Source organism: Bradyrhizobium betae (assembly GCF_050632175.1).
GTDB lineage: Bacteria > Pseudomonadota > Alphaproteobacteria > Rhizobiales > Xanthobacteraceae > Bradyrhizobium > Bradyrhizobium betae_B.
The window spans coordinates 3,569,233-3,590,426 of record NZ_CP192576.1 but is presented as its reverse complement, the minus strand read 5'-3'; the positions used below and the strand labels follow the sequence as shown (position 1 = coordinate 3,590,426).

Genomic DNA, 21,194 nt, shown 5'->3' with positions numbered 1-21,194 from the left:
CCCGTCACGCTGCATGTAGTATGTCAGCACATGCTGCTTCGCAGCGTATGTTGGAGGCCGGGAGCGTTACTTGAACGCACATGTCTCGCAAGGCAGTTGGCCGGTGCTGGTCCTGAACGCGGACTTCCGGCCGCTGAGTTACTACCCACTGTCTCTGTGGTCGTGGCAGGACGCGATCAAGGCGGTGTTCCTCGACCGCGTCAACATCGTCGCGCATTACGATCAGGCGGTTCACAGCCCCACGCTGCAAATGCAGCTGCCGAGCGTCGTCTCGCTCAAATCCTTCGTCAAGCCGACCACCCATCCGGCCTTCACCCGGTTCAACGTCTTCCTGCGCGATCGTTTCGCCTGCCAATATTGCGGCTCGCCCGAAGACCTCACCTTCGATCACATCATCCCGCGCAGCAAGGGCGGCCAGACCACCTGGGAGAACGTCGTCGCGGCGTGCTCGCCATGCAATCTGCGCAAGGGCAATCTGACCCCGGCGCAAGCCAAGATGTTTCCACGCCAGAGCGCATTCGCGCCGACCGTGCACCAGCTCCACCGCAACGGCCGCCTGTTCCCGCCAAACTATCTGCACGACAGCTGGCTGGATTATCTCTACTGGGACACGGAACTGGATCCGTAGCAATTGGCGCGCATGGCCGCAGCTGTGCTGGGAGATCTCTATCACCCTCTCCATATCGATCTGATACCGAAATCCGGTCGATCTCGATAGGCGACGCTCACGCCCTGCGTGGTGACAATCCCCCAGATGTACTCGTTTTTGAACGTCCTTGATGCTGAACGGGGCGGGCCCAAGCGGCGTCGCGGCGCGCCCCGGGATAGCGCGGATCGACATAAATCTGCTGCTCCCCATGGGCGCTGGTCTTGCGCTTGAAGTTGGAACCGTCGCCGCTCCATAGCGCGCTTCCGATCCTCACGCCTTCACTCCACCCCGGAGGCGCCATCCGGCCGATTTCGTTACCGTCCCTTAATGCTCCGATGGCAATTTGGCCGGATTCGCGGAGCTATCCGCCTAACCGCCGATTGATCTAGTCCAAGCGAGGTCGTCGCTGATGTTTGCCGAGACGCTAGAAGCGGTTCAGTCCTCGCCGTCGAAGCAAAAGATCTATGTCCGCTTCGTGCTGGCGGTGATCGCGGTGATGGTGCTGTTCAAGACGTTCAGGTTTGGTCGCTGGGGCGCCTGGCAAGTCCGCGAACTGTCCGATTTCGACGCCTTCTACATCGTCGCGCTGCAGGTCTGGCACGGTCAGCTCGATCTCGTCTACCGCTTCGAGACGCTGGTCAAGCTGCAAGAGGCTTACAACGGGGCGACCAGTTTCATGCCCTGGACCTACCCGCCACAATTCGACCTGTTGGTGGCCCCGTTCGCGCTCGTACCGGCCGGCATCGCTTATCTGCTGTTCATAACCGTAACGCTGGCCGTCTATCTCCTGACGCTTCGGGCCATAGCCGGCAGAAATTTCGCACATGTCCTGGTCGTCATGTTTCCCGCGCTCGCAATCACGGTCGGTTGCGGACAGAATGGCTTTCTCACGGGCGCCATGATCGGCATCGTCTGCCTCAATGTCGAGCGACGCCAAATCGTTGCCGGCCTGGCATTGGGCGCAATGGTAATCAAGCCGCACCTGGCCATTGCCGCAGGCGTCTATATGTTGGCGACGCGCCGCTGGGTGGCGCTCGCAACCGCAGCGACCGTCGTGCTGGCCAGTTCGTTTCTCTGCACGCTGGTGTTCGGGTGGCAGATCTGGACCGCGTGGCTTGGCGCGATCAGGGAATCGGCCATCTTTCTGGAGCATGGCTTTTACCCGCTGTTCCGCATGGTCTCTGCTTACGCAACTTTTGACCGGGCCGGCGCTCCCCCGAACGTTGCCTTCTGGGCCCAGGCTACCGTCGCGTGCTTCGCCCTGTTTGCGGTCGTGCTGGCGATCCGGCTCGGCACGGCGCGAGAGATGTCGCCCGCATTCGCGCTCGGCGTCACCGCCATGGTCTCGGTGATGATCAGTCCCTACGCCTACGACTACGACCTGCCGATGATCGGGATTGGACTCGCGTTGCTGCTTCCCAATCTTGCACAGCTCGCAAAAGCGCGCGAGCGTAGCCTGATATACGGGTTGATCCTGCTTGCCGGCGCCTACGGCATGCTGCAGTCGGCGCGGCTGGCGGCGCAGTTCGACAATGAGGCCAGCCTCACTGCAATGGACGACAAGTTCGCCCCCGCCGTCGGAGGCTTCGCAATGTTGGCGTTGCTGATGGTGCTTCTGAGGCTGCTGTGGCGCGGGATGCGACCGGCACCCGTTCTGCCAGAGTCCGCGCAAGCCGCGGAATAGCGTCTCTAAGTCCGCTGCAAGGCCAGCGTCACACCGCCGAGCGTGAGCACCATCGCCGCCCATTCACGCCAACCAAGCGGCTCGCCCAGAATGATCGCGGCGGAGACCACACCGATTACGGGGACGATCAGCATGCCGGTCGAGGCCGAGGTCGGCGGCAGGCGACGCAGCGTCTCGAACCAGGTGACGTAGCAGACACCCATCGGCACCAGCGTCATATAGACCAAGCAGCCGAGTCCCAGCGGGGTGATAGCGGTGACATCGGGATGCTCGAACAGAATGCCGAGGATCAGCATGGTGGCGCAGCCGAGCCCGACCTGCCAGGCGACCACGACCAGCGGCGGCATCGGCAGCGGCTTGCGGTTGAGCACATTGCCGAGTGCGAACAGGATGGCACAGAGCAGCGCGAGCGCAATCCCGACCAGCTTGTCCGTGCCGAACGCGAAGCCGTTGCCGCTCAGGAGCAGCGTGACGCCGGCGACGCCGAAGACGAGCCCGAAGATATCCCGCGGGGTCGGCCGCGTATGCAGCACCGGCCAGGCAAACAGCATTGCCCAGATCGGCATGGTATAGGCGAGCAGAGCGCCCTCGCTCACCGTCACATATTTCATCGCGACCGTGCCGAGCCCCATCCAGGCCAAGACGTTGGTGAAGGTCGCGAACACCAGCCGTGGGATGGCTTCGCGCGGAACGGCGAACGATTCTTTCCGGCTGAGCACCAGAGCACCGAGAATGAGCGCGGCGCAGACACCCGCAACCCCTCGCGCGAACAGGGGCGGCCATTGCTGGAGCAACAGCTTCATCAGCGGCCAGTTCAGCGCCCAGCCGAACGCCGTTACACCGAGGCAGAGAGAGCCGATCGTCCTGTCATGCCGCACCGAATCCATGGATAGCGCTTAGCAGGCGGATGCTGGCCACTCCACCTCGGCCAGCGCATGCGGGGCATCGCGGAGGACGGAACCCGATGCGCCGGCGTCCGTTCAGAGTGGGGGCCCCGGCGTCTCACGGACACGGATTATCCTGCCGGAGACATTTCTGGGGCTCGCTACAGCACGAGGGGAGATATGCCATGCCCACAGCCGAGAAAGATCACGTCTACAAGATCCTGGAGCTGGTCGGATCGTCCGAGACCTCGATCGAGGATGCGATCAAGAACGCGATAAGCCGTGCCGCCAGGACCATTCGCGAAATGAAATGGTTCGAGGTGACGCAGACGCGTGGTCACATCGAGAACGGCACGGTCCGCCATTATCAGGTGACCCTGCGCGTCGGCTTTACGCTGGACGAGTGAGGCGGCTTACCAGGCGTAGCGAACGCTGCCCTTGCCTGCGTAGCTGCGGGTGACGTCCGAGAATTCACCCTCAAACGTTGCCGCCGCGGACCAGCCGTTCACCCAGCTCATGGCAGCGGAAGCCGTGGTGAGTCCGGAATCGCGGGCCTGCGCGGCGCCGTTGACGACGAAGCTTGCGCCAGGCAGCGCCTGGAAGGTCGCTGCAATCGAACGGTCCGGATTGAAATCATGCGCCCACGCAAGGCGGCCACGCAATGTCAGCACGCCAGCCTTCATGGCGAAGGATTTATCGGTACGCAAGCCGAGCTCGCCACGGGTGTCCGTGACGTTCCTCGCGGCGTAGCTCAAGGAGAAGGCGGCGGATCCGGCAACGGCCTGCTCGGCATAGGCGGGCAGATCCAACGTCGTGAACTGTACCGCGCCGTAAGGCGTGACGCCGATCCCGCCGATCCATGGCCCGACATGGCGATAGCCGCCCTCAAGACGGCCGGAATACGCATTGGCGTCGAACTCGGCGCGCAGGCGATCGGCGCCTGCAATCGTCACAGTGCGATCGGTCGTGATGTCCTGCCAGCCATAGGCCAGCGCCGCCGACAGATAAGCCGGCCCGCTCGTGTGTCGCAGATAGGCGGCGGCCTGGAACAGGTCGGAACGGCCCGACCCGAGGCCGTTCACGCCGAAGCTGGTGCCGCCACCGGCAAGCGCGAAGCCGAGCAACGTGTGCGGAGAGAGCAGATAGTCGGCTCCGATCACGGTGCCGGCGATGCGGCTGGTCGCTCCATTCGAGCCGATCACCGCGTTGCCGTCGGTCGACTGCGACCCGCCGAAGCCCGCGGCCCACACGCTCCAGCGTTGCGCAAAGGTCTGCGGCCGGGCTTTTGCCATCATCGAGAATGCGTCGGCGTGTTTGCGTACGGCGTAGGCGCTGGCCTGATCCTCCTCGACGAATCCGGCAGCGCCACTGGCCGAACCCGGCCCGCCGTCACGCTGCGCGGCGGGATCAGTGAGCAGTCCCATGAACTGGCTCATCGCGTTGAACGTCGTCTGCTGCGAGCCTGTTGCGGACTCGCCGGAGGCCTGCGTCAGCCCGCCCGCCGTCAGCGTGGCGTAGACCGCGGCGATGCCGCCATTGGCGTTGAAGACATTGGTCAGCGCGTCGCCGACGCGCTGCTGGTTGCCGTTGAGGCCGGACGGAATCCCGAAATTCAAAGTCAGGTCGAGATAGACATCATTGGTGTCGTAGCTCAGGCTACTGTGGAAATTGGACGGCAGGCTGGTGTTGACGATGGTCGTACTGAAGGTGCCGCTGACGCCGCCGCTCGCGGTCAGAATCATGTAACGCTTCGCAACGTAACTACCGGCGGCGAAATTCGCCGTCACCGTCGCGCCGCCGAGCTGCGCTGCGCCGGTGACACTCGCATAGGACGCCGTCGACGGGTCGAGCTGGACGAGATAGATCGCGCCCGACTGAAAGGCGAGGCTGCCGTTCACCGCCATCGCGCTGCCGGGCGTGCCGTTGCCCGGCGCGAATGTGCCGCTGGCATGGACGGCAATTGGGCCGAGCGAGCCATCGCCCATCAACACGCCGCCGTTGACAGTCGTACCGCCGCTGTAGGTATTGCTCCCCATCACGACCGTAGTCCCACCCGTCGTCGTCAGGCTCGCGGTGCCGCCGATGCCGTTGACGACACCGCCGCTCGACGTGATCGGCGCGTCGAGGCTACCGTTCCGGATCGCGCCGCCGGCGAGGTTCACTGTTGCCTGGACCTGCGTCGTGCCGCTGAGATCGAGCGTGCCGCCGGACACCGTGGTCGTGCCGATCGCGGCGCCGAGCGTCCCCGCGCCGGAGAGAAGCAAGGTGCCGCCGGAAACGATGGTGCCGCCGCTATAGGTGTTGGCGCCGGAGAGGACGAGCGTTCCAGCATAGCCGCTCTGGGCGTTGACGACGACGTAGCCCGTGCCGGACAACACGCCCGTCAGATTGACCGTATCGCCCGTCTGGACATTGTAAGTCGGATCACCGGTCGCAACGATGTCGTTGCCGACGCTGAAGCTGCCGTCGAAGGTCACGGTCACGCCCGTGGTGCCGCCGTTGAGCATCAAGGTGCCGCTGCCAAGTGCGCCGCCATTGCCGACGACCAGCGTCGCGCCCTCGTTGATGGTGGTGCCGCCGCTATAGGTGTTGGCGGCCGACAATGTCAGCGTGCCACCATCGCTCTTGGTGATCGCGACGCTGCCGCCCTGGTCGGCGGCATTGCTGCCGCCGTCGGGATTGGTGCCGCCGGAGCCGATATAGTCGGCGATGGTGTCGGCGATCGTCTGGTTGCCGGCGCCGAAGCCAAGCGTGGTCGCGCTGCCACTGGTACCCTGGAAGAAGATGCCCGACCCGAAGGCCGATCCATTGCCACCGCCATTATAGCCGGAGCCGCCCGAGACGCTGCCCGCGGTCTGCGAGAGATCGCCCTGAACGGTCACGGTACCGCCGCTCTGCACGAAGATGGCGCCGCCGGCACCGAGCCCGCCGCCGCCGGAATTGTAGCCGGCCAATGATCCGGCGGCGCCGCTGCCGGCCCCGAAACCTCCGCTGCCGGCATTGGTCTTCGCGCCGCCGCCCCCACCGCCGAAACCACCGGCTCCGCCGGCCGAGGTGGACGAGCCCCAAGCCGAGCCGCCGCCGCCGCCGTAGCCGCCCGAACCGCCCGTTGTTGCTCCTTGCGCATTGGCGCCTCCACCGCCGCCGCCAAACCCGCCCCTGCCGCCAACCGCAGTGCTATCGCCGGACGAACCACCGCCGCCACCGCTGGCAAAACCACCGGCTCCGCCGGTATGAGGACCGGTACCGCCGTTATGCACCCCGCCGCTCGGACCGCCGCCCTTACCCGAGCCGTCATCGTCCGAGCCGACGAACAATCCGCCGCCTCCCGTCGGAGTGTAAGGAGCCGACTTGCCGCCCATCCCACCGCCGCCACTTACCTGTCCGGTGTTGTCTACGACGCTGCCGCCCTTGGCCTGCGCATTTGAGACGATCACGTTCGACAGGGTCAACGCGCCGTTGCTGGAGACGAAGACCGCGCCGCCGAGGCCGGCACCGGCGCCTGAGCCCAGACCGGCGCCGCCCTGCGCCACCGCGTCGGCGATGGTCAGGTTCTTCAGCGTCGCCGCATAAGTTGATCCGGTGGTGCCGGCATCGCCGATGAAGAACGGCCGGTACGTCCCTGCGCCGCTGATGGTGGGGTTGTTACCGTTGCCGTCGATGGTGATGTTCTTGGTGATGACCGGCAGTTCGCTCAGGAGCGTGATGGTACCGCTGACCTGAAACAGGATGGTGTCGCCGCTCGTGGCGCTGGTGATGGCCGTCCGCAGGCTGCCGGCGCCGCTGTCGGCCGTGGAGGTCACCACCAACGTTGCAGCGCGCGCCGCACCGGGCAGGCCGAGCGTCATTGCCGTGACGGCGATGCCGGCGAGGACCTCCCGCCGCCGGGCGGCAAGCCGGGACTTCGTCGGTCCAATCAAGGAGACGAGCGGCGGACGCAATCTGATTGTCATGACGTGCCTCGGACGCGAACCTTGCCGCAAGCGTTCCCGCGGTAAGGCCGGGATTTCGAGATGCTCGTTAGCAGACCGGCCAACTGTGCGATGTGCCCGCTGTCTCAGCCTTTGATTTCGGCGAACACTGATGCGCGCATGGCACATCGGCACCGCGTTCGCGCGAAGTCCGCTGCATCTCGCGAACTCGCTTGCGCACCGATTTCCAAACGATTACATCCCGGGAAGATGCTGGTGCACCGCCGGTTCTGAAACGTCGGGTTGAAGCGGTGCGGCTGCATCGTGGGGTGATGTGGACGGGACGGCGTTAAGCGAAAGCATGGTGGCGGACGACCCCGAACGCGGGGCGCGTGCGCTTGCGCAGTTACAAGTCATGACGGCCGACATCTGCGATGTCATCCCTCACACCGCGGCAGGCGATTTCCACACCACCACGACCACGATGATGGCCGGCAACGCTTTACTGGTCGAGACCGCCGTCACCGACCTGGAATACGACCGAACCCCCGCGCATATCGCCCGCGGCGGCCTCGATCACTATCACATCACGCTCTGCGTCGCCGGAGAGATGCGTTTCAGCTCCGGTCGTCGCGACGTGACGGCGCGGCCCGGTGACATCTGCCTGCTCGACATGGCCCAACCGAACCGGACGGTGCTGCGCGCCGCCGGCGGCCGCACCCGCCTGATAGCGATCATCCTGCAACGCGCCATGCTGGCGCCGCGGCTCGCGCATCCAGACTCGGCCACGGCAACCCTGCTGCCGTCGGACCACCCGCATGCCCGCCTGATCGCCAGCCATTTTGCTGCGCTTGGCCTGCCACCGGGTCCCGAGGCCGGCGACGTCGAGGCGACGGTCGAGGCGATCGCCGACCTCGTGGCCGCAGCCGCTGGCGGGACGGCCGACATCTTGGCGGGCGTCGAGCGAGCTGAGCGGCATCTTTATCTTGCGATGATCAAGCGCCGCATCGCGGACAATCTTCAGACCGACGCGCTCACCGCGGGCGAGCTGTGCCGACACTTCCGGATCTCGCGCGCGACCCTCTACCGGCTGTTCGAGGCCGATGGCGGGCTTGCGCATTACGTGCGCGAGCAGCGGCTCAACCTTGCCTTCCGCGAGCTGATTGCGCCATCAGCACACGACATGCGGCTGATCGACCTCGCCATCGGCATGCGCTTCAGCAGCGATTCGACCTTTATCCGCTCATTCCGCCGCAAGTTCGGGCTGACCCCGGGCGAACTCCGCGAGTTGGCCGACAATTGGCTCCGCGAAACCGGCGCGGTCCCGGCCGTCGACACCGTGCTGCATCAGCTGGCCCGCCGCCGCACGTCGCAACCACGATAACGGACGTCAGGCGAGATGACACGCCACGAAATGCCCGCCAGCGCCCTCTCTCAGCTCCGGCGCGCTCTCCGAGCAGCGCGGCTGGGCGATCGGGCAGCGGGTGTGGAAGTGGCAGCCTGACGGCGGCTTCATCGGGCTCGGCACGTCGCCCTTGAGGCGGATGCGTTCGCGCTTGAGCTTGGGATCCGGCACCGGCACCGCCGACAACAGCGCTCTGGTGTAGGGATGCTGGGGATTGCGGTAGAGATCGCTCGCCTTCGCCAGCTCGACGATGCGGCCGAGATACATCACCGCGACCCGGTCGGAGATGTGCTCGACCACAGAGAGGTCGTGCGCGACGAAGAGATAGGTGAGGTTCAGCTCGGCCTGGAGATCTTCCAGCAGGTTGATGACCTGCGCCTGGATCGAGACGTCGAGCGCGGACACCGGCTCGTCGCAGACGATCAGCTTCGGCTCCACCGCAAGCGCGCGCGCGATCACGATGCGCTGGCGCTGGCCGCCGGAGAATTCGTGCGGATAGCGGCGCATGTGCTCGGCCTTGAGCCCGACCTTGACCAGCAGGCTCGCAACGCGCTCCTCGCGCTCCCTGGCGTTGGCGCCGAGATTGTGAATGATGAGCGCTTCGCCGAGGATCGCGCCGACCGTCATGCGCGGATTGAGCGAGGCGAACGGATCCTGGAACACGAGCTGCATGTTCCGCCGCATCGCCCGCAGGTCGTTGCCGCTGAGCTGGCGCACGTCCTGACCGTCGAAGGTGACTTCGCCGTCGGTCGGCTCGATCAGGCGCAGCACGCAACGTCCCGTCGTTGATTTGCCGCAGCCGGATTCGCCGACAAGGCCGAGCGTCTCGCCGCGGTTGACCGAGAACGAGACCCCGTCGACCGCATAGACACTGCCGACCTGGCGCGACAACAGGCCGCCGAGCACGGGGAAATATTTCTTCAGGCCGCTGACGCGGAGCAAGGGCTCGGTCATGCCGTGCCTCCCAACTGCGTATCGCCGAGGTGGCAGGCCATGCGGTGGCCGGGCGAGATCTCGCGCAGCAACGGCTCCCTCTCGGTGCAGACGTCCATGGCAAACTTGCAGCGCGGGGCGAAGCGGCAGCCGACCGGCGGATTGATCAGGATCGGCACCGAGCCGCCGATCGCCTCCAGGCGCGTCTTGTGCTCGCTGTCGAGATCGATGCGCGGGATCGAGCGGATCAGGCCCTGCGTATACGGATGGCCGGGATGGCCGAAAAGGTCGTCGACATCCGCCTCCTCCACCACCTTGCCGGCATACATCACGACGACGCGCTGCGCGGTCTCGGCGACGACGCCCATGGCATGGGTGATCAGCATCACCGCCATGCCGAAGCGTTCCTTCATGTCCTGTAACAGGTCGAGGATCTGCGCCTGGATGGTGACGTCGAGCGCCGTGGTGGGCTCGTCGGCGATGATCAGCTTCGGCTTGCAGGCGAGCGCCATCGCGATCATCACGCGCTGGCGCATGCCGCCGGAGAACTGGTGCGGATAGTTGTGAACCCGGCCTTCGGCGTTGGGGATCTGCACCAGCTTGAGCATCTCGATGGTACGCTCGAGCGCCTGCTTTCTGGTGACGTTCTCGTGGCGGCGCAGGCTCTCGGCGATCTGTTCGCCGATGGTAAGCACCGGATTGAGCGAGGTCATCGGTTCCTGGAAGATGAATCCAATCTCCTTGGCCCTGATCTCGTCGAGTTGGTTGCTCGTCAGCGGCACGAGATCGCGGCCCTCGAAGATGATCTGGCCGGCCGCGATGCGGCCCGGCGGCATCGCGATCAGCTTCAGGATCGACATCGCCGTCACGGTCTTGCCGCAACCGGACTCGCCGACGACGCAGAGGGTCTCGCCGCGGTTGATGGAGATGTCGACGCCGTCGACGGCCTGCAGGATGCCGTCGTCGGTGGAGAAGTGGGTTTTCAGCCCTTTGATTTCGAGCAGGGGCGCCATCAGATCACCCGTCGCGCATCGAGCGCGTCACGCAGGCCGTCGCCGATGAAATTGATGGCCACCACCGCGATGAAGATCGCGCCGCCTGGAAACAGTGCCCAGTGCGGGCCGATGTCGAGGAAGTCCTTGGCATCATAGAGCAGGCGGCCCCAGGTCGGCGTGTCCGGCGGGAAGCCGAGACCGAGGAACGACAGCGTCGATTCCGCGATGATGGCGGCGGCGACGTCGATGGTGCCGGCGATGATGACAGGACCGAGCGCGTTGGGCAGGATGTGCTTCACCACCTGTCGCACCGGGCTCGCACCGAGCGCGCGGGCGGCCTCGACGAACTCCTTCTCGCGGATCGACAGGAACTGCGCGCGCACGAGCCGCGCGACCGGCATCCAGCGCAAGCCGCCGATCACGAGTACGATCAGGATGAAGATGCCGCCTTCAGGGCCAAATGCCTGCTTCAGCCCATCGCGGAAAAGGTAAATCAGCAGCAGCAGTAGCGGCAGTTGCGGCAGCGACAGGAAGAGATCGGTCAGCCACATCAGGCCGTGGCCGAGCGCGCCGCGCGACATTCCGGCGAGCGATCCGACCAGTACACCGATGATGACCGAGACCAGCATCGCGGCGAGCCCGACCGCGAGCGAGATCCGCCCGCCATAGATCATGCGCGCCAGAATGTCCTGGCCGAGATCGTCGGTTCCGAAAGGATGCGCGAGCGACGGCCCCTGCATGCCCGCCACGATATCGATGTCGTCGATCTTGACGCGCCAGATGAAGGGCCCGACCACGACGGCCAGGATGAGGACGAGAAGCAGGAAAGCACTGACGACCGCGAGCTTGTGGCGGCTGTAACGCCGCCACGTCTCGCGCCAGGGCGAGTAGGTGCGCCGCTCAGCGGAGGGAGATGCGAGGGTCAAGCCAGCCATACAGGACGTCCGCGATGAGATTGAAGAGGACCACCAGGCACGCGAAGACGAAAGTTACCGCCATCACCACCGGCGTGTCGTTGGACAGGATGGAGGTGATCAGCAGCGAGCCGATGCCGGGGATGCGGAAGATCTGCTCGGTGACGATGGCGCCGCCGAACACCGCGGGCATCTGCAGCGCAATCAGCGTCACCACAGGGATCATGGCATTGCGCATCACGTGCTTGACGATGACCTTGGCCTGCCCGAGGCCCTTGGCGCGTGCCGTCGTGACGTAGTCGAGCCGGATCACGTCGAGCATCGCCGAGCGCACGAAGCGCGTCATCGACGCGGCCTGGAACAGGCCCAGCACCGCCACCGGCATGATTGCCTGCCGGATCATCTCGAGCACCCAATGGATGCCGGTGCCCTTGATGTCGGTCGTATAGACGAAAGGCAGCCAGTCGAGCGTGACCGAGAAGATCAGGATGAACAGGATGCCCGTGAAAAAGGTCGGCAGCGAAAAGCCGACGAAGGCGAGCGTGTTCGCGACCTGGTCGAACAGCGAATAGGGTTTTGTCGCCGCATAGACCCCGACGGGAATCGCGATCAGAAGGGCCAGAATCTGCGCCGAGCCGATCACGTAGAGCGTCGCCGGCAGGCGCTGGAGGATCAGCGTGTCGACATTCATCCGGCTGACAAAGGAGAACCCCCAGTCGCCATGCAGCATGGCGTTGAGCCAGTGCACGTAACGCAGGTAGATCGGATCGTCGAGGCCGAACTTGGCCCGGAGCGCCGCCTGCACTTCGGGCGGCACGTTCGGGTTGGTCGCCAGCTCCGAGAACGGATCGCCGGGCGCGAGTGCGAGCACGACAAACAGGACGACCGAGATTCCGAGCAAGCTCGGAATCGCGATCATCAGTCGACGCAGGATGTACTGGTACATAGGGAAGGATCCCGCCTAGGCGTGCGTGATCATTCCTCGCGGTACCAGTCGAAGAGATTGTCGGTTTCGTTGGCCCAGCCCGAGATCACCGGACGCAGATTGTTGGCGGCAGCCTCCACTTTCAGACGATGCATCACTGGGATGAACACCGTGTCCTGCCACATCAGATCGTTGGCCTTGATATAGAGCGCCGCGCGCTTGACCGGATCCATCTCCGAGTCGGCCGCGTTGATCGCGGCGTCATAATCCTTGTTGACCCAGCGCGGGAAGTTGGTGCCTTGCCACTTGTTCTCCTTGGTCGCCACCGCGGTCGAGAGATAGCGGCGCATATGCTGGGAGGGATCCGGCTGGCTCAGCGGAATCTGGAACATCTCGATGTCGGCATAGAACTTGGGATAGGTATCGGGGTTGGCGACGTCCGACGAGAAGAATACCGAGGCGACCACCGACTTCAGTTCGACCTCGATTCCGGCCTTCTGACAGGCCTGTTTGACGATCGCCTGGGTCTTCTGGCGCGGGCCGTTGATCGAAGTCTGGTACACGATCTTAAGCTTCTTGCCGTCCTTCTCCCGGATGCCGTCGGCGCCGGGCTTCCAGCCGGCATCGTCGAGCATCTTGGCAGCCTTTTCGATGTTGAATTCCCAGCTCGTGTTCTTGGAGACGAACTTCTCCGGGCCATTGAGGAAGTTCGCGGTGGTGCGGCCCGCGCGGCCGTAAATGGCCTTCTTGACGGACTCGCGGTCGACCAGCATCGACAGTGCCTTGCGCACCACCGGATCCGAGAACAGCGGATGCTTGGTCTTGATCGACGAACGCTCGCCATCAACCTCGACGTTCGGATCGGTGAAGTTGAGGGCGATGAACTCGGTGTCGCCGCCGACGGCATAGACGGTCTTGCCCTTGCCGCCCTTCTCCAGGCGCAGCAGCACGTCGTCCTCGACCTGGATGTTCCATCCGAAGTCATATTCGCCGGTCTGGATCACCGCACGCGCGGCCGACACAGCGTCGCCGCCGCCCTTCATCTCGACGGAATCGAAATAGGGGCGGTTCGCCATGTGGTAGTCGGGATTGATCACGCCGCGGATGAGATCGCCGGGCTTGAACTCGACGAACTTGTACGGACCGGTCCCGACCGGGGCGAGATTGGCCGGCGCGTCGCGGGACTTCGACCCGATGTAGTCGGCGAATTGGTGCTTGGGCAGGATCTGGCCGGCGCCGGCCCCAACGAATGCATCGGCCCAGAACGGGGTCGGCTTCGGGAAGGTGATCTTGACGGTGAGGTCGTCGATCTTCTCAACCGTGATATCGCGATAGACGCCGATGGTAATGGCCGCAGTCGCTGGATCCTTGGCATATTGCCAGGTGAACACGAGATCGTCGGCGGTAAACGGCTTGCCGTCGTGCCATTTCACGCCAGGCTTCAGCTTCCAGGTCACCGACGTGCCGTCGGCGGCGAGCAGGCCGTTCTGAACCGAAGGAATTTCGGCCGCCAGCACCAGCTTCATGTTGCCGTCGGGATCCCAGCAGGCGAGCGGCTCGTAGAACAGGCGCGAGCCGTCCTGGTCCTTGGTGCCGGTGGCGAAATGCGGATTGAGCAGCGTCGGGCCCTGCCACCACAGCAGCTTCAAGGCGCCGCCGCCGCCGCGCTTGGTCGGCTTGTAGACAGACGGGCCCTCGGCCATCGCCACTCCGCCCAAGGCAAGCAGCTGGTAGGCCGCGGGCGCGGCGAGGCCAACGGCGGCCAGGCGCTGGATGAAGGCGCGGCGGTTCATCCGCCCGTCCTTCACGTCACCGATCATCGAACGCAGTTCTTTATCCAGCATGGTTGTCCCCCGTCTGGTTCCCGTTTTTGGATGCAGGCGGCCGCGGGGCGGCCGCCGGGTTTTGGCTGGCGGTAGATGGCACACCGAATAGGGTGCACGTCAACTGGGACCGTGTGTATGCAAACGGTCTTCTGGCTGCCGGTTGGGCAAAACCATGTTCCGCAGCCCAAGCGTTCGGCAATCCGGCGTCAAAACGCGCCGGAATCCTCGTTGCACTGCGGAAAATTTGTTCGTCGCATCAGACGAAGTATCGAGGCGAATTCTACGCCACGGACATGGTCAGCGGCGGCTCGACGTGCTCTGGGAGCGGACAGACATAAGGCGTCCTGGCGGTCCGCTTCTTCAGGTCTGCCTTCGCGGCCTTGATCAGCTCCGGATCCGTCAGCGCCTTGATGCCGATACCGGCCATCGCCTTGGCGGCCTGCACCATGGCCTTGTGGGCGTGTCCGCTCTTGCCCTGCGCCACCACCTGCCAGGTGTGGAAGGGCGTGCCGATTGCAACCGTGGGTGCGTGAACCTGCACGGTCGGCACCACCCAACTGACATCGCCGACATCGGTCGAGCCGACCAGCGGGTTTCGCTTGGCATCGAGCGGCACCAGGAAGTCGGCCAGCGGCCGATCGGTCGGCTCCATCCCGATCGCGTAGTAGACGGACTCGATGTCCTTGTCGCTGAGCGTTGCTCGGATCTGGCTGGCGAATCCCTTGTCAGCGTCGTCGAAATGCGGCGGTCCGAGCTCTTCCATGACCCGGTGCAGCGCCTGCTCCAGCGGCGTGTTCGGCAGGATGTTGGAGACCGCGGAGATGATCTTCATCTCGACCTTGGTCTCGGTCATCATCGCAGCCCCCTCCGCGATCTTGCTGACGCGACCGACGAGCTCGTTCATGCCCGGCAGATCACGCGCGCGGATCGAGTAGCGCACGCGCGCGTGCGCCTGCACCACGTTGGGGGCGATACCGCCGGTGTCGAGCAGCGCGTAATGCACGCGCGCGTCGCTCGGCATGTGCTCACGCATGTAGTTCACGCCGACATTCATCAGCTCGACCGCATCGAGCGCGGAACGGCCGAGATGCGGCGAGGCCGCCGCATGCGAGGTGCGGCCGGTGAAGATGAAATCGGCGCGCGTATTCGCAAGCGACGGCGTCACGGCCACTTCCCAGAAGCTGTGCGGATGCCAGGTGATGGCGATGTCGGCGTCCTCGAATGCTCCTGAGCGCACCATGAAGGCTTTGGCCGCGCCGCCTTCTTCCGCGGGGCAGCCGTAATAGCGCACGCGGCCGGGCACCTTGTTCTCGGCGAGCCAGTCCTTCACCGCGGTCGCGGCCAGCAACGCGGCGGAACCAAGCAGATTGTGACCGCAGCCATGGCCGTGGCCGCCGGCCTCGGTCGGCCGATGCTCGGCGACGCCGGCCTCCTGGCTGAGGCCCGGCAGCGCGTCATATTCACCCATGAAGGCGATGACCGGGCCGCCCTCGCCCCATTCTCCGATCAGCGCGGTCGGGATGCCGGCAACGTTCTCGGTGATGCGGAAACCCTGGTGGCGGAGCTCGGCGAGATGCTCGGCGGCGGAACGCGCCTCGGTGTAGCACACCTCCGGCATGCCCCAGACCTTGTCGCTGAGATCGATGAAACGCGCCTTGATCGTGTCGACGCCACGCCAGATGTCGCTGCGGTTATCCATTGCTTCGGTCCGTGATCTCTTGGTCAAACGAAGCGACAATCGGTAGCAGCTTCATTGCACTCCGCCTAGCATATCGCGGGACAGCAGCCATGCGGCTGGGGCCGGAATGAGCAGCCGGCCTGCGTCCTGTGCAGCTACCGCTTCTGTACCTTGCGAAGATTTCACGCGGCCTTCTCCGGAATAGTTGGGGAACGAGGCTTTCAAGACGGCCTGCTCCGGCCTAAATTATGCGTGCTTCGCGCGTCGTTCCGCCAGCCACGTCGGAGCCGATGCACCCAGCCAGGAGAACTCCATGCCCGCCTTGACCGAATGGAGAGTGCCGCCGGCCAATCAGCCGCGTGCGAGCGACTACGGCTTCGATCTCGACCGCGCGCTCGCATCCGTCGTCGGCCTGCATGCCATCATCCCGCCGGACGCCTTCAGCGCCGAGACGCTGGGCACCGAGCGCGCCGGCAACGGCGTCGTGATCGACGACGGGCTGGTGCTCACGATCGGCTATCTCATCACCGAGGCGGAATCGGTGTGGCTGCATCTGGCCGACGGGCGTGTCGTCGAAGGACATGCGCTCGGCTTCGATTCCGTCACCGGCTTCGGCCTCGTGCAGGCGCTCGGGCGGCTCGACGTCGAGCCCTTGCCGCTCGGCACTTCGGCCGAGACCCGGCTCGGCGACCGCGTCGTGGTCGGCGGCGCCGGCGGGCGCACGCGCTCGGTCGCAAGCCAGATCGTGGCCAAGCAGGAATTCGCCGGCTACTGGGAGTATCTGCTGGACGAAGCCATCTTCACCTATCCCGCGCACCCGAACTGGGGCGGCACGGCGCTGCTGAACGCGCGCGGCGAATTGATCGGCATCGGTTCGCTTCAGCTCGAGCGCGAACGCGACGGCAAGGCCGAGCACGTCAACATGGTCGTGCCGATCGACCTGTTGAAGCCGGTTCTCGACGATTTGCGCAAGTTCGGCCGCGTCAACAAGCCGGCGCGGCCCTGGCTCGGACTCTATTCGACCGAGATCGACAATCGTGTCGTTGTGATCGGCATCTCCGCCAACGGCCCCGCGGCGCGTGCCGAGTTGAAGACCGGCGACGTCATCCTCGCCGTGGACGGCGAGAAGGTCACGAGCCAGACCGGCTTCTACAAAAAGATGTGGGGACTCGGCGCCGCCGGCGTCGACGTGCCGCTCACCGTGCACCATGAAGGCGTCACCTTCGACGTCACGGTGACGTCGACCGACCGCTTCAAGCTGCTGAAGGCGCCGAAGCTGCACTGATCCCACGCGCGTGAGGAAGCTACGATGAGCGAGGCCGTGATCGACGACATCGTGGCCGTGCTGCCGCCGCTCCTCAATGCGCTGGAAGCGCTCGGCTTCTTCCAGCGGCATTTGCATCCCCCGGCCTTCGCCTCCGTGATGAACGCGATCGGCACGCCGGACGAGACGCTGCAAGCGGCACGGGCTGCGATCGGAGACTGGCCGGAGCAGTTCTCAGCGTTGCGCGAGCGGCTCGATCGTGCCTGCGACGAGACACTCGCAGCCTTCGGCGGCATCCGCGAGGTCGAACGCGGCAATGGCGATCTCGTCGCGGTCTTCCGAGCGCTACGCCACGTGCCACGCACGCAGGAGGCACTCTATCCGTTGGCGGAGCAGTTTCCGCCCGTGAGCAGCTTCTTCCTCAACGCCGCCAATCGCGAAAATGAGGACTTGTTATCGCGACTGGAGGTCGGCGCAGGCGAGCACACCGGTATCTTCCACGACCACAACGAGCCCGGCAGCCGCGGCGGCTTCTCGGTCTATGTTCCCGAATATTATTCGCCGGAACGCGCCATGCCCCTGGTGATGGCGCTGCATGGCGGCAGCGGCAACGGCCGCGGGTTTCTCTGGAGCTGGCTGCGCGATGCGCGCAGTCTCGGCGCGATCCTGGTGGCGCCCACCGCGACCGGACCGACCTGGGCGCTGATGGGCGATGATGCCGACACGCCCAATCTCATGCGTATTCTCGAAACCGTCCGCAGCCGCTGGACCATCGACGCCTCGCGCATGCTGCTGACCGGCATGAGCGACGGCGGCACGTTCAGCTACGTCAGCGGGCTCGACGGCGCCTCGCCCTTCACGCATCTCGCGCCGGTCGCTGCAACGTTCCATCCGCTGATGGCGGAGATGGCCGACGCGACGCGACTGCAGGGCCTGCCTGTCTTCATCACCCACGGCAAGCTCGACTGGATGTTTCCGGTGCAGACCGCGCGGCAGACCCAGGCGGCGCTGTCGGCCGCCGGCGCCGAAATCGTCTATCGCGAGATCGACGATCTCAGCCACACCTATCCGCGCGAGATCAATGCGGAGCTGGTGGCATGGCTGAACGGAGGATGAACGAGCCGTCCTTGCCTGCGCCGCACTGCCGCGGAACCATCGCTCCGGGCCGACGTTATCGCCGGTCATTGGAGGTTAGCCATGCGGATGTTTCTGGGAATGATTTTGGGCGCGCTGCTGCTCGGCTGCGGCGTTTATGTCTATGACTCCATGCAGACGTCGTCCGTTGCTAACGGCGAGGTCGCGACCGCCAATCGCACCATCGTGAACTGGGATGTCGCGAAGGCCGATTGGGATCTGCTGCGCGATCGCGCGCACAGGGACTGGGTGCGCATCTCGTCGAAGTAGTTCGATCGACCAAGTCTGAATCGACCAAGTCTGAACAAGGCGCCGTCGCGGATCCGCGGCGGCGCCTTTGTCTTGACTGCGAACGGCGCGGTACGCCTCAGTTCATCTTGGCCTTGCGGGCGTCTGCGATGACCTGCTCGAATTCCTTCATGCTGAGCACGCCCGGCACGCGGTACTTCCCGACGATGAACGCCGGTGTGCCACGGAAGCCGAAGGCTTCGGCCTGCTCGTTGTTGCGCTTGAGGACGGCATCGATGTCCGTGGCGTGATCGGTCAAGTCTCGCTTGAGGCGGTCCATGTCGACGCCGGCCGCCGCAAGCAGCTCGTTGATGCGTGGCTCGGTCAGACGCGAGCTGACGCCCATCATGGCGTCGTGGGCCTGATGGTACTTGTCCTGGAATTTGGCCGCGAGCGCGATCCGCGCCGCCGTGACCGAGACCGGCCCGAGGATCGGCCAATCCTTCATCACCAGCCTGACCTTGCCATCGTCCTGGACGACCTGGCGCAGCTCCGGCTCGAGCTTGCGGCAATAGGGGCAGTTGTAGTCGGACCATTCGATAATGCTGACGTTGCCGTCGGGATTACCGGCGACGGGAACGCCGGGATCGCGCAGCACTTTTGCTTCGGTCAACACTTCGTCATCGTCGGCGGCCGCACGTGCCAGGCTGATACTGCCCACCGCGAGAGCGCCCGCCCCGATCAACGTCAACGCCCTACGGCGCGTCCGCACAAGGCCCTTATTCCTGAATCCAGCCATATCTCGTCCCATTTCAGTCCCATCGCCGGACTTACAGCTCAGGACCGGGAATTGCTACGGTCTATATAGAGTGTCGCGGAGGTCATGTCATCGCACCAGCAGCGTGACCGCCAGCGGCACCAGAAACGAGGTCACCAAGGCGTTCAGACTCATGGCGATGCCGGAGAAAACGCCGGCGATCTCGTCGACCTGGAACGCACGCGCGGTGCCGATTCCGTGCGCGGCAAGGCCGGCGGCAAATCCACGAGCGCGGTAATCGGTAACGCCGGTGCGGTTCATCAGGGGCGTAACGATGATCGCACCCATGATGCCGGTGAAGATGACCGCGACCGCCGCCAGCGAGGGATCCGCATGCAGCGATCTCGGCGATGCCCATGGCAACGCCGGCCGTGACCGATTTCGGTGCCAGCGACAGCACCACCTCGCGCGGCAGGCCGGCGAGCTCGGCCAGCAGCACGACCGACACCACGGCCGTGACCGATCCCGCGATCAGCGCCACCAGCATCGGCACGATCGAGACCATGACGCGCTTGCGGTTCTCGTAGAGGGGAACGGCGAGCGCGACGGTGGCAGGCCCCAGCAGGAAGTGCACGAACTGCGCCCCGGCGAAATAGGTGGTGTAGGAGGTCCCGGTCAGGAGCAGGAACGCGCCGATGATCCACATCGCATGCAGCACGGGGTTGGCCAGCGGATGGCGACGCGTTCGCAGCGACACCGCGTCCGTGCTTGCATAGACCAGCAGCGTCACCGTCAGCCAGAGCAGCGGCGACTGGGAGAGATAGACCCAGAGCGAGAATGGATTGTCGCTCATCGCGCATCCTGTTGCTTCAACAGGCGGCTGACGAGACGGAAGGTCAGCACGGTCGCGAGCAGCGTGACGACCACGGAGACCGCGAGCACCAGGACGATCGCGATGCCGTGAGACGCGAGCAGGTCCAGCTTCTGCACCACACCGACGCCGGCCGGCACGAACAGGAGCGACAGATGCGCCAGCAAGCCTTTGCTTGCCGTCTCGACGCCGTTGTTGTCCAACGGACCGAGTGCGAGCCACTTGAAGCGGTCGCGGACGAGCAGCAGGATCAGGAGCAGCAGGAGGCCGAGCACGGGGCCCGGCAACGGCAGACCGAGACCGCGCGCGACGGCTTCACCGATCAACTGGCAGAGCAGGATGAGGCCGAGGCTGGCAAGCATGACCGGCGCATCAAGAGATGTGTCGGTGATGCTTGTCAATCGCCGTGCACCGCATGTCGTGCAGGCACTGCCACGGATAGACCGTGCCGCGACAGGTCGCCTTCTGAACTATCGCAAGGGCTGCCTGCGCTTGTCCGCCGTTTGATTTGCGTATCGGGCCTGCGCCGCGCTAGCAATACGGCACCGTATCAAGGGCCGGTGAGGTTTTCTTATGAGCGATGGCAAGGGCGACGTCTGGGTCGAGGCAGGGTTTGGCGAACTCGCACGCTCGGGGGTCGAGGGCGTGCGGGTCGAGGTGCTCGCCAAGAACCTCGGCGTCACCAAGGGTGGCTTCTACCGGCGCTTCGCCGATCGCGCCGCGCTGCTCGGCGCCATGCTGGAACGCTGGCGCGACGGGCGCGTAGCGGCGATCGCACATCAGACGAGCCTCGACGGACAGGAGCCCCGCGAGCGGCTGAAGGCGGTGATCCAGCTCTATTCCGAACGGCTGAATCCGGAGGCCATGGCGGTCGAGCTCGCGATCCGGCAATGGGCCCGCTCGGATGAGAACGCCGCCGCGGCGGTGGCGAGCGTGGATGCGGCACGGCTCAAGCACGTCGCCGAGCTCTATCGTGCGACCGGCCGTGCGGCCGAGGAGGCCGAGGCGCAGGCCTTCCTGTTCTACTGCTTCATCTTCGGCCAGAGCCTGCTGTTCGTCGAGCGCGGTCCGCGCAAGCGATCGCAGCTCGTGGCGAAATCGGCCGAGAAGCTGTTGGACTGAACGACAGGACTAAG

At 65.1% G+C, this 21,194-nt stretch carries 18 protein-coding genes and 1 pseudogene; 8 read left to right on the top strand and 11 right to left on the bottom strand.

What is annotated here, in order from left to right:
* Positions 1-70: 70 nt before the first annotated feature.
* Together ACQ86E_RS17260 and ACQ86E_RS17255 are read left to right on the top strand one after the other, a co-directional pair.
* Positions 71-628: an HNH endonuclease gene (locus ACQ86E_RS17260; protein WP_008142962.1), complete on the top strand. Its 558-nt coding sequence runs from the start codon at positions 71-73 to the stop codon at positions 626-628.
* 430 nt (positions 629-1,058) lie between these two features.
* Entirely contained in the window at positions 1,059-2,333 is a 1,275-nt protein-coding gene (locus ACQ86E_RS17255; protein ID WP_431201014.1) for a glycosyltransferase family 87 protein, read from the top strand.
* A gap of 5 nt (positions 2,334-2,338) precedes the next feature.
* On the opposite strand, the gene ACQ86E_RS17250 is transcribed toward ACQ86E_RS17255, so the two are convergent.
* Positions 2,339-3,220 (bottom strand): DMT family transporter, encoded by an 882-nt coding sequence (locus tag ACQ86E_RS17250; RefSeq protein ID WP_431201013.1) that lies wholly within the window; start codon positions 3,218-3,220, stop codon positions 2,339-2,341.
* A gap of 182 nt (positions 3,221-3,402) precedes the next feature.
* Here ACQ86E_RS17250 and ACQ86E_RS17245 point away from each other — a divergent pair, with 182 nt between their 5' ends.
* Positions 3,403-3,624 carry a dodecin gene (locus ACQ86E_RS17245; RefSeq protein WP_431201012.1) on the top strand — a complete coding sequence of 74 codons (222 nt, stop codon included), beginning with the start codon at positions 3,403-3,405 and terminating at the stop codon, positions 3,622-3,624.
* A gap of 6 nt (positions 3,625-3,630) precedes the next feature.
* Here ACQ86E_RS17245 and ACQ86E_RS17240 read toward each other — a convergent pair whose 3' ends face one another.
* The gene (locus ACQ86E_RS17240; RefSeq protein ID WP_431206496.1) at positions 3,631-7,065 is read right to left on the bottom strand and encodes an autotransporter domain-containing protein; all 3,435 of its coding nucleotides are present in this window, start codon (positions 7,063-7,065) and stop codon (positions 3,631-3,633) included.
* A gap of 424 nt (positions 7,066-7,489) precedes the next feature.
* Here ACQ86E_RS17240 and ACQ86E_RS17235 point away from each other — a divergent pair, with 424 nt between their 5' ends.
* Positions 7,490-8,512 carry a helix-turn-helix domain-containing protein gene (locus tag ACQ86E_RS17235; RefSeq protein ID WP_431201011.1) on the top strand — a complete coding sequence of 341 codons (1,023 nt, stop codon included), beginning with the start codon at positions 7,490-7,492 and terminating at the stop codon, positions 8,510-8,512.
* A gap of 6 nt (positions 8,513-8,518) precedes the next feature.
* On the opposite strand, the gene ACQ86E_RS17230 is transcribed toward ACQ86E_RS17235, so the two are convergent.
* From ACQ86E_RS17230 to ACQ86E_RS17205, 6 genes are all read right to left on the bottom strand, one after another.
* Positions 8,519-9,487, bottom strand: a complete 969-nt coding sequence (locus ACQ86E_RS17230; protein ID WP_143843103.1) for an ABC transporter ATP-binding protein — start codon at positions 9,485-9,487, stop codon at positions 8,519-8,521.
* Positions 9,484-10,479 carry an ABC transporter ATP-binding protein gene (locus ACQ86E_RS17225; protein ID WP_431201010.1) on the bottom strand — a complete coding sequence of 332 codons (996 nt, stop codon included), beginning with the start codon at positions 10,477-10,479 and terminating at the stop codon, positions 9,484-9,486. The genes ACQ86E_RS17230 and ACQ86E_RS17225 overlap by 4 nt, the downstream gene beginning before the upstream one ends.
* Positions 10,479-11,396 (bottom strand): ABC transporter permease, encoded by a 918-nt coding sequence (locus ACQ86E_RS17220; RefSeq protein ID WP_431201009.1) that lies wholly within the window; start codon positions 11,394-11,396, stop codon positions 10,479-10,481. The genes ACQ86E_RS17225 and ACQ86E_RS17220 overlap by 1 nt, the downstream gene beginning before the upstream one ends.
* Positions 11,362-12,321, bottom strand: a complete 960-nt coding sequence (locus tag ACQ86E_RS17215; RefSeq protein ID WP_431201008.1) for an ABC transporter permease — start codon at positions 12,319-12,321, stop codon at positions 11,362-11,364. The genes ACQ86E_RS17220 and ACQ86E_RS17215 overlap by 35 nt, the downstream gene beginning before the upstream one ends.
* A 29-nt stretch (positions 12,322-12,350) precedes the next feature.
* Positions 12,351-14,144 carry a peptide ABC transporter substrate-binding protein gene (locus ACQ86E_RS17210; RefSeq protein ID WP_431201007.1) on the bottom strand — a complete coding sequence of 598 codons (1,794 nt, stop codon included), beginning with the start codon at positions 14,142-14,144 and terminating at the stop codon, positions 12,351-12,353.
* A 262-nt stretch (positions 14,145-14,406) separates the two neighbouring features.
* Positions 14,407-15,825 (bottom strand): M20 family metallopeptidase, encoded by a 1,419-nt coding sequence (locus ACQ86E_RS17205; RefSeq protein ID WP_431201006.1) that lies wholly within the window; start codon positions 15,823-15,825, stop codon positions 14,407-14,409.
* Positions 15,826-16,117: 292 nt separating this feature from the next.
* Between ACQ86E_RS17205 and ACQ86E_RS17200 the strand changes: the two genes are divergently transcribed.
* The 3 genes from ACQ86E_RS17200 to ACQ86E_RS17190 all read left to right on the top strand — a co-directional run bounded on the left by ACQ86E_RS17200 (position 16,118) and on the right by ACQ86E_RS17190 (position 18,472).
* On the top strand, positions 16,118-17,089 hold the full coding sequence (locus ACQ86E_RS17200) for a S1C family serine protease (protein WP_431201005.1): 972 nt from the start codon (positions 16,118-16,120) through the stop codon (positions 17,087-17,089).
* 24 nt (positions 17,090-17,113) lie between these two features.
* Positions 17,114-18,184, top strand: a complete 1,071-nt coding sequence (locus ACQ86E_RS17195; protein ID WP_431201004.1) for a phospholipase — start codon at positions 17,114-17,116, stop codon at positions 18,182-18,184.
* 81 nt (positions 18,185-18,265) lie between these two features.
* Positions 18,266-18,472 (top strand): hypothetical protein, encoded by a 207-nt coding sequence (locus ACQ86E_RS17190; protein WP_151644728.1) that lies wholly within the window; start codon positions 18,266-18,268, stop codon positions 18,470-18,472.
* Between the two features lie 97 nt (positions 18,473-18,569).
* Here ACQ86E_RS17190 and ACQ86E_RS17185 read toward each other — a convergent pair whose 3' ends face one another.
* The 3 genes and pseudogenes from ACQ86E_RS17185 to ACQ86E_RS17175 form a co-directional block, all read right to left on the bottom strand.
* On the bottom strand, positions 18,570-19,229 hold the full coding sequence (locus tag ACQ86E_RS17185) for a DsbA family protein (protein WP_431201003.1): 660 nt from the start codon (positions 19,227-19,229) through the stop codon (positions 18,570-18,572).
* Positions 19,230-19,316: 87 nt separating this feature from the next.
* Positions 19,317-20,040: pseudogene (locus ACQ86E_RS17180) on the bottom strand (LrgB family protein).
* Positions 20,037-20,420 carry a CidA/LrgA family protein gene (locus tag ACQ86E_RS17175; protein WP_431201002.1) on the bottom strand — a complete coding sequence of 128 codons (384 nt, stop codon included), beginning with the start codon at positions 20,418-20,420 and terminating at the stop codon, positions 20,037-20,039. Before ACQ86E_RS17175 ends, ACQ86E_RS17180 begins: the two are co-directional and overlap by 4 nt.
* Positions 20,421-20,631: 211 nt before the next feature.
* On the opposite strand from ACQ86E_RS17175, the gene ACQ86E_RS17170 reads away from it, so the two are divergent.
* Positions 20,632-21,180 (top strand): TetR/AcrR family transcriptional regulator, encoded by a 549-nt coding sequence (locus ACQ86E_RS17170; protein WP_431201001.1) that lies wholly within the window; start codon positions 20,632-20,634, stop codon positions 21,178-21,180.
* The last annotated feature ends 14 nt before the right edge of the window (positions 21,181-21,194 follow it).

Excerpts from the sequence above, each read along its gene's own strand:
- ACQ86E_RS17215 (WP_431201008.1), bottom strand. The coding sequence starts at position 12,321 with ATGTACCAGTACATCCTGCGTCGACTGATGATCGCGATTCCGAGCTTG.
- ACQ86E_RS17170 (WP_431201001.1), top strand. The coding sequence starts at position 20,632 with ATGAGCGATGGCAAGGGCGACGTCTGGGTCGAGGCAGGGTTTGGCGAA.
- ACQ86E_RS17220 (WP_431201009.1), bottom strand. The coding sequence starts at position 11,396 with ATGGCTGGCTTGACCCTCGCATCTCCCTCCGCTGAGCGGCGCACCTAC.
- ACQ86E_RS17255 (WP_431201014.1), top strand. The coding sequence starts at position 1,059 with ATGTTTGCCGAGACGCTAGAAGCGGTTCAGTCCTCGCCGTCGAAGCAA.
- ACQ86E_RS17190 (WP_151644728.1), top strand. The coding sequence starts at position 18,266 with ATGCGGATGTTTCTGGGAATGATTTTGGGCGCGCTGCTGCTCGGCTGC.
- ACQ86E_RS17210 (WP_431201007.1), bottom strand. The coding sequence starts at position 14,144 with ATGCTGGATAAAGAACTGCGTTCGATGATCGGTGACGTGAAGGACGGG.
- ACQ86E_RS17240 (WP_431206496.1), bottom strand. The coding sequence starts at position 7,065 with ATGACGCTCGGCCTGCCCGGTGCGGCGCGCGCTGCAACGTTGGTGGTG.
- ACQ86E_RS17175 (WP_431201002.1), bottom strand. The coding sequence starts at position 20,420 with ATGCTTGCCAGCCTCGGCCTCATCCTGCTCTGCCAGTTGATCGGTGAA.
- ACQ86E_RS17230 (WP_143843103.1), bottom strand. The coding sequence starts at position 9,487 with ATGACCGAGCCCTTGCTCCGCGTCAGCGGCCTGAAGAAATATTTCCCC.
- ACQ86E_RS17195 (WP_431201004.1), top strand. The coding sequence starts at position 17,114 with ATGAGCGAGGCCGTGATCGACGACATCGTGGCCGTGCTGCCGCCGCTC.
- ACQ86E_RS17200 (WP_431201005.1), top strand. The coding sequence starts at position 16,118 with ATGCCCGCCTTGACCGAATGGAGAGTGCCGCCGGCCAATCAGCCGCGT.
- ACQ86E_RS17185 (WP_431201003.1), bottom strand. The coding sequence starts at position 19,229 with ATGGCTGGATTCAGGAATAAGGGCCTTGTGCGGACGCGCCGTAGGGCG.
- ACQ86E_RS17250 (WP_431201013.1), bottom strand. The coding sequence starts at position 3,220 with ATGGATTCGGTGCGGCATGACAGGACGATCGGCTCTCTCTGCCTCGGT.
- ACQ86E_RS17225 (WP_431201010.1), bottom strand. The coding sequence starts at position 10,479 with ATGGCGCCCCTGCTCGAAATCAAAGGGCTGAAAACCCACTTCTCCACC.
- ACQ86E_RS17235 (WP_431201011.1), top strand. The coding sequence starts at position 7,490 with ATGGTGGCGGACGACCCCGAACGCGGGGCGCGTGCGCTTGCGCAGTTA.
- ACQ86E_RS17205 (WP_431201006.1), bottom strand. The coding sequence starts at position 15,825 with ATGGATAACCGCAGCGACATCTGGCGTGGCGTCGACACGATCAAGGCG.
- ACQ86E_RS17245 (WP_431201012.1), top strand. The coding sequence starts at position 3,403 with ATGCCCACAGCCGAGAAAGATCACGTCTACAAGATCCTGGAGCTGGTC.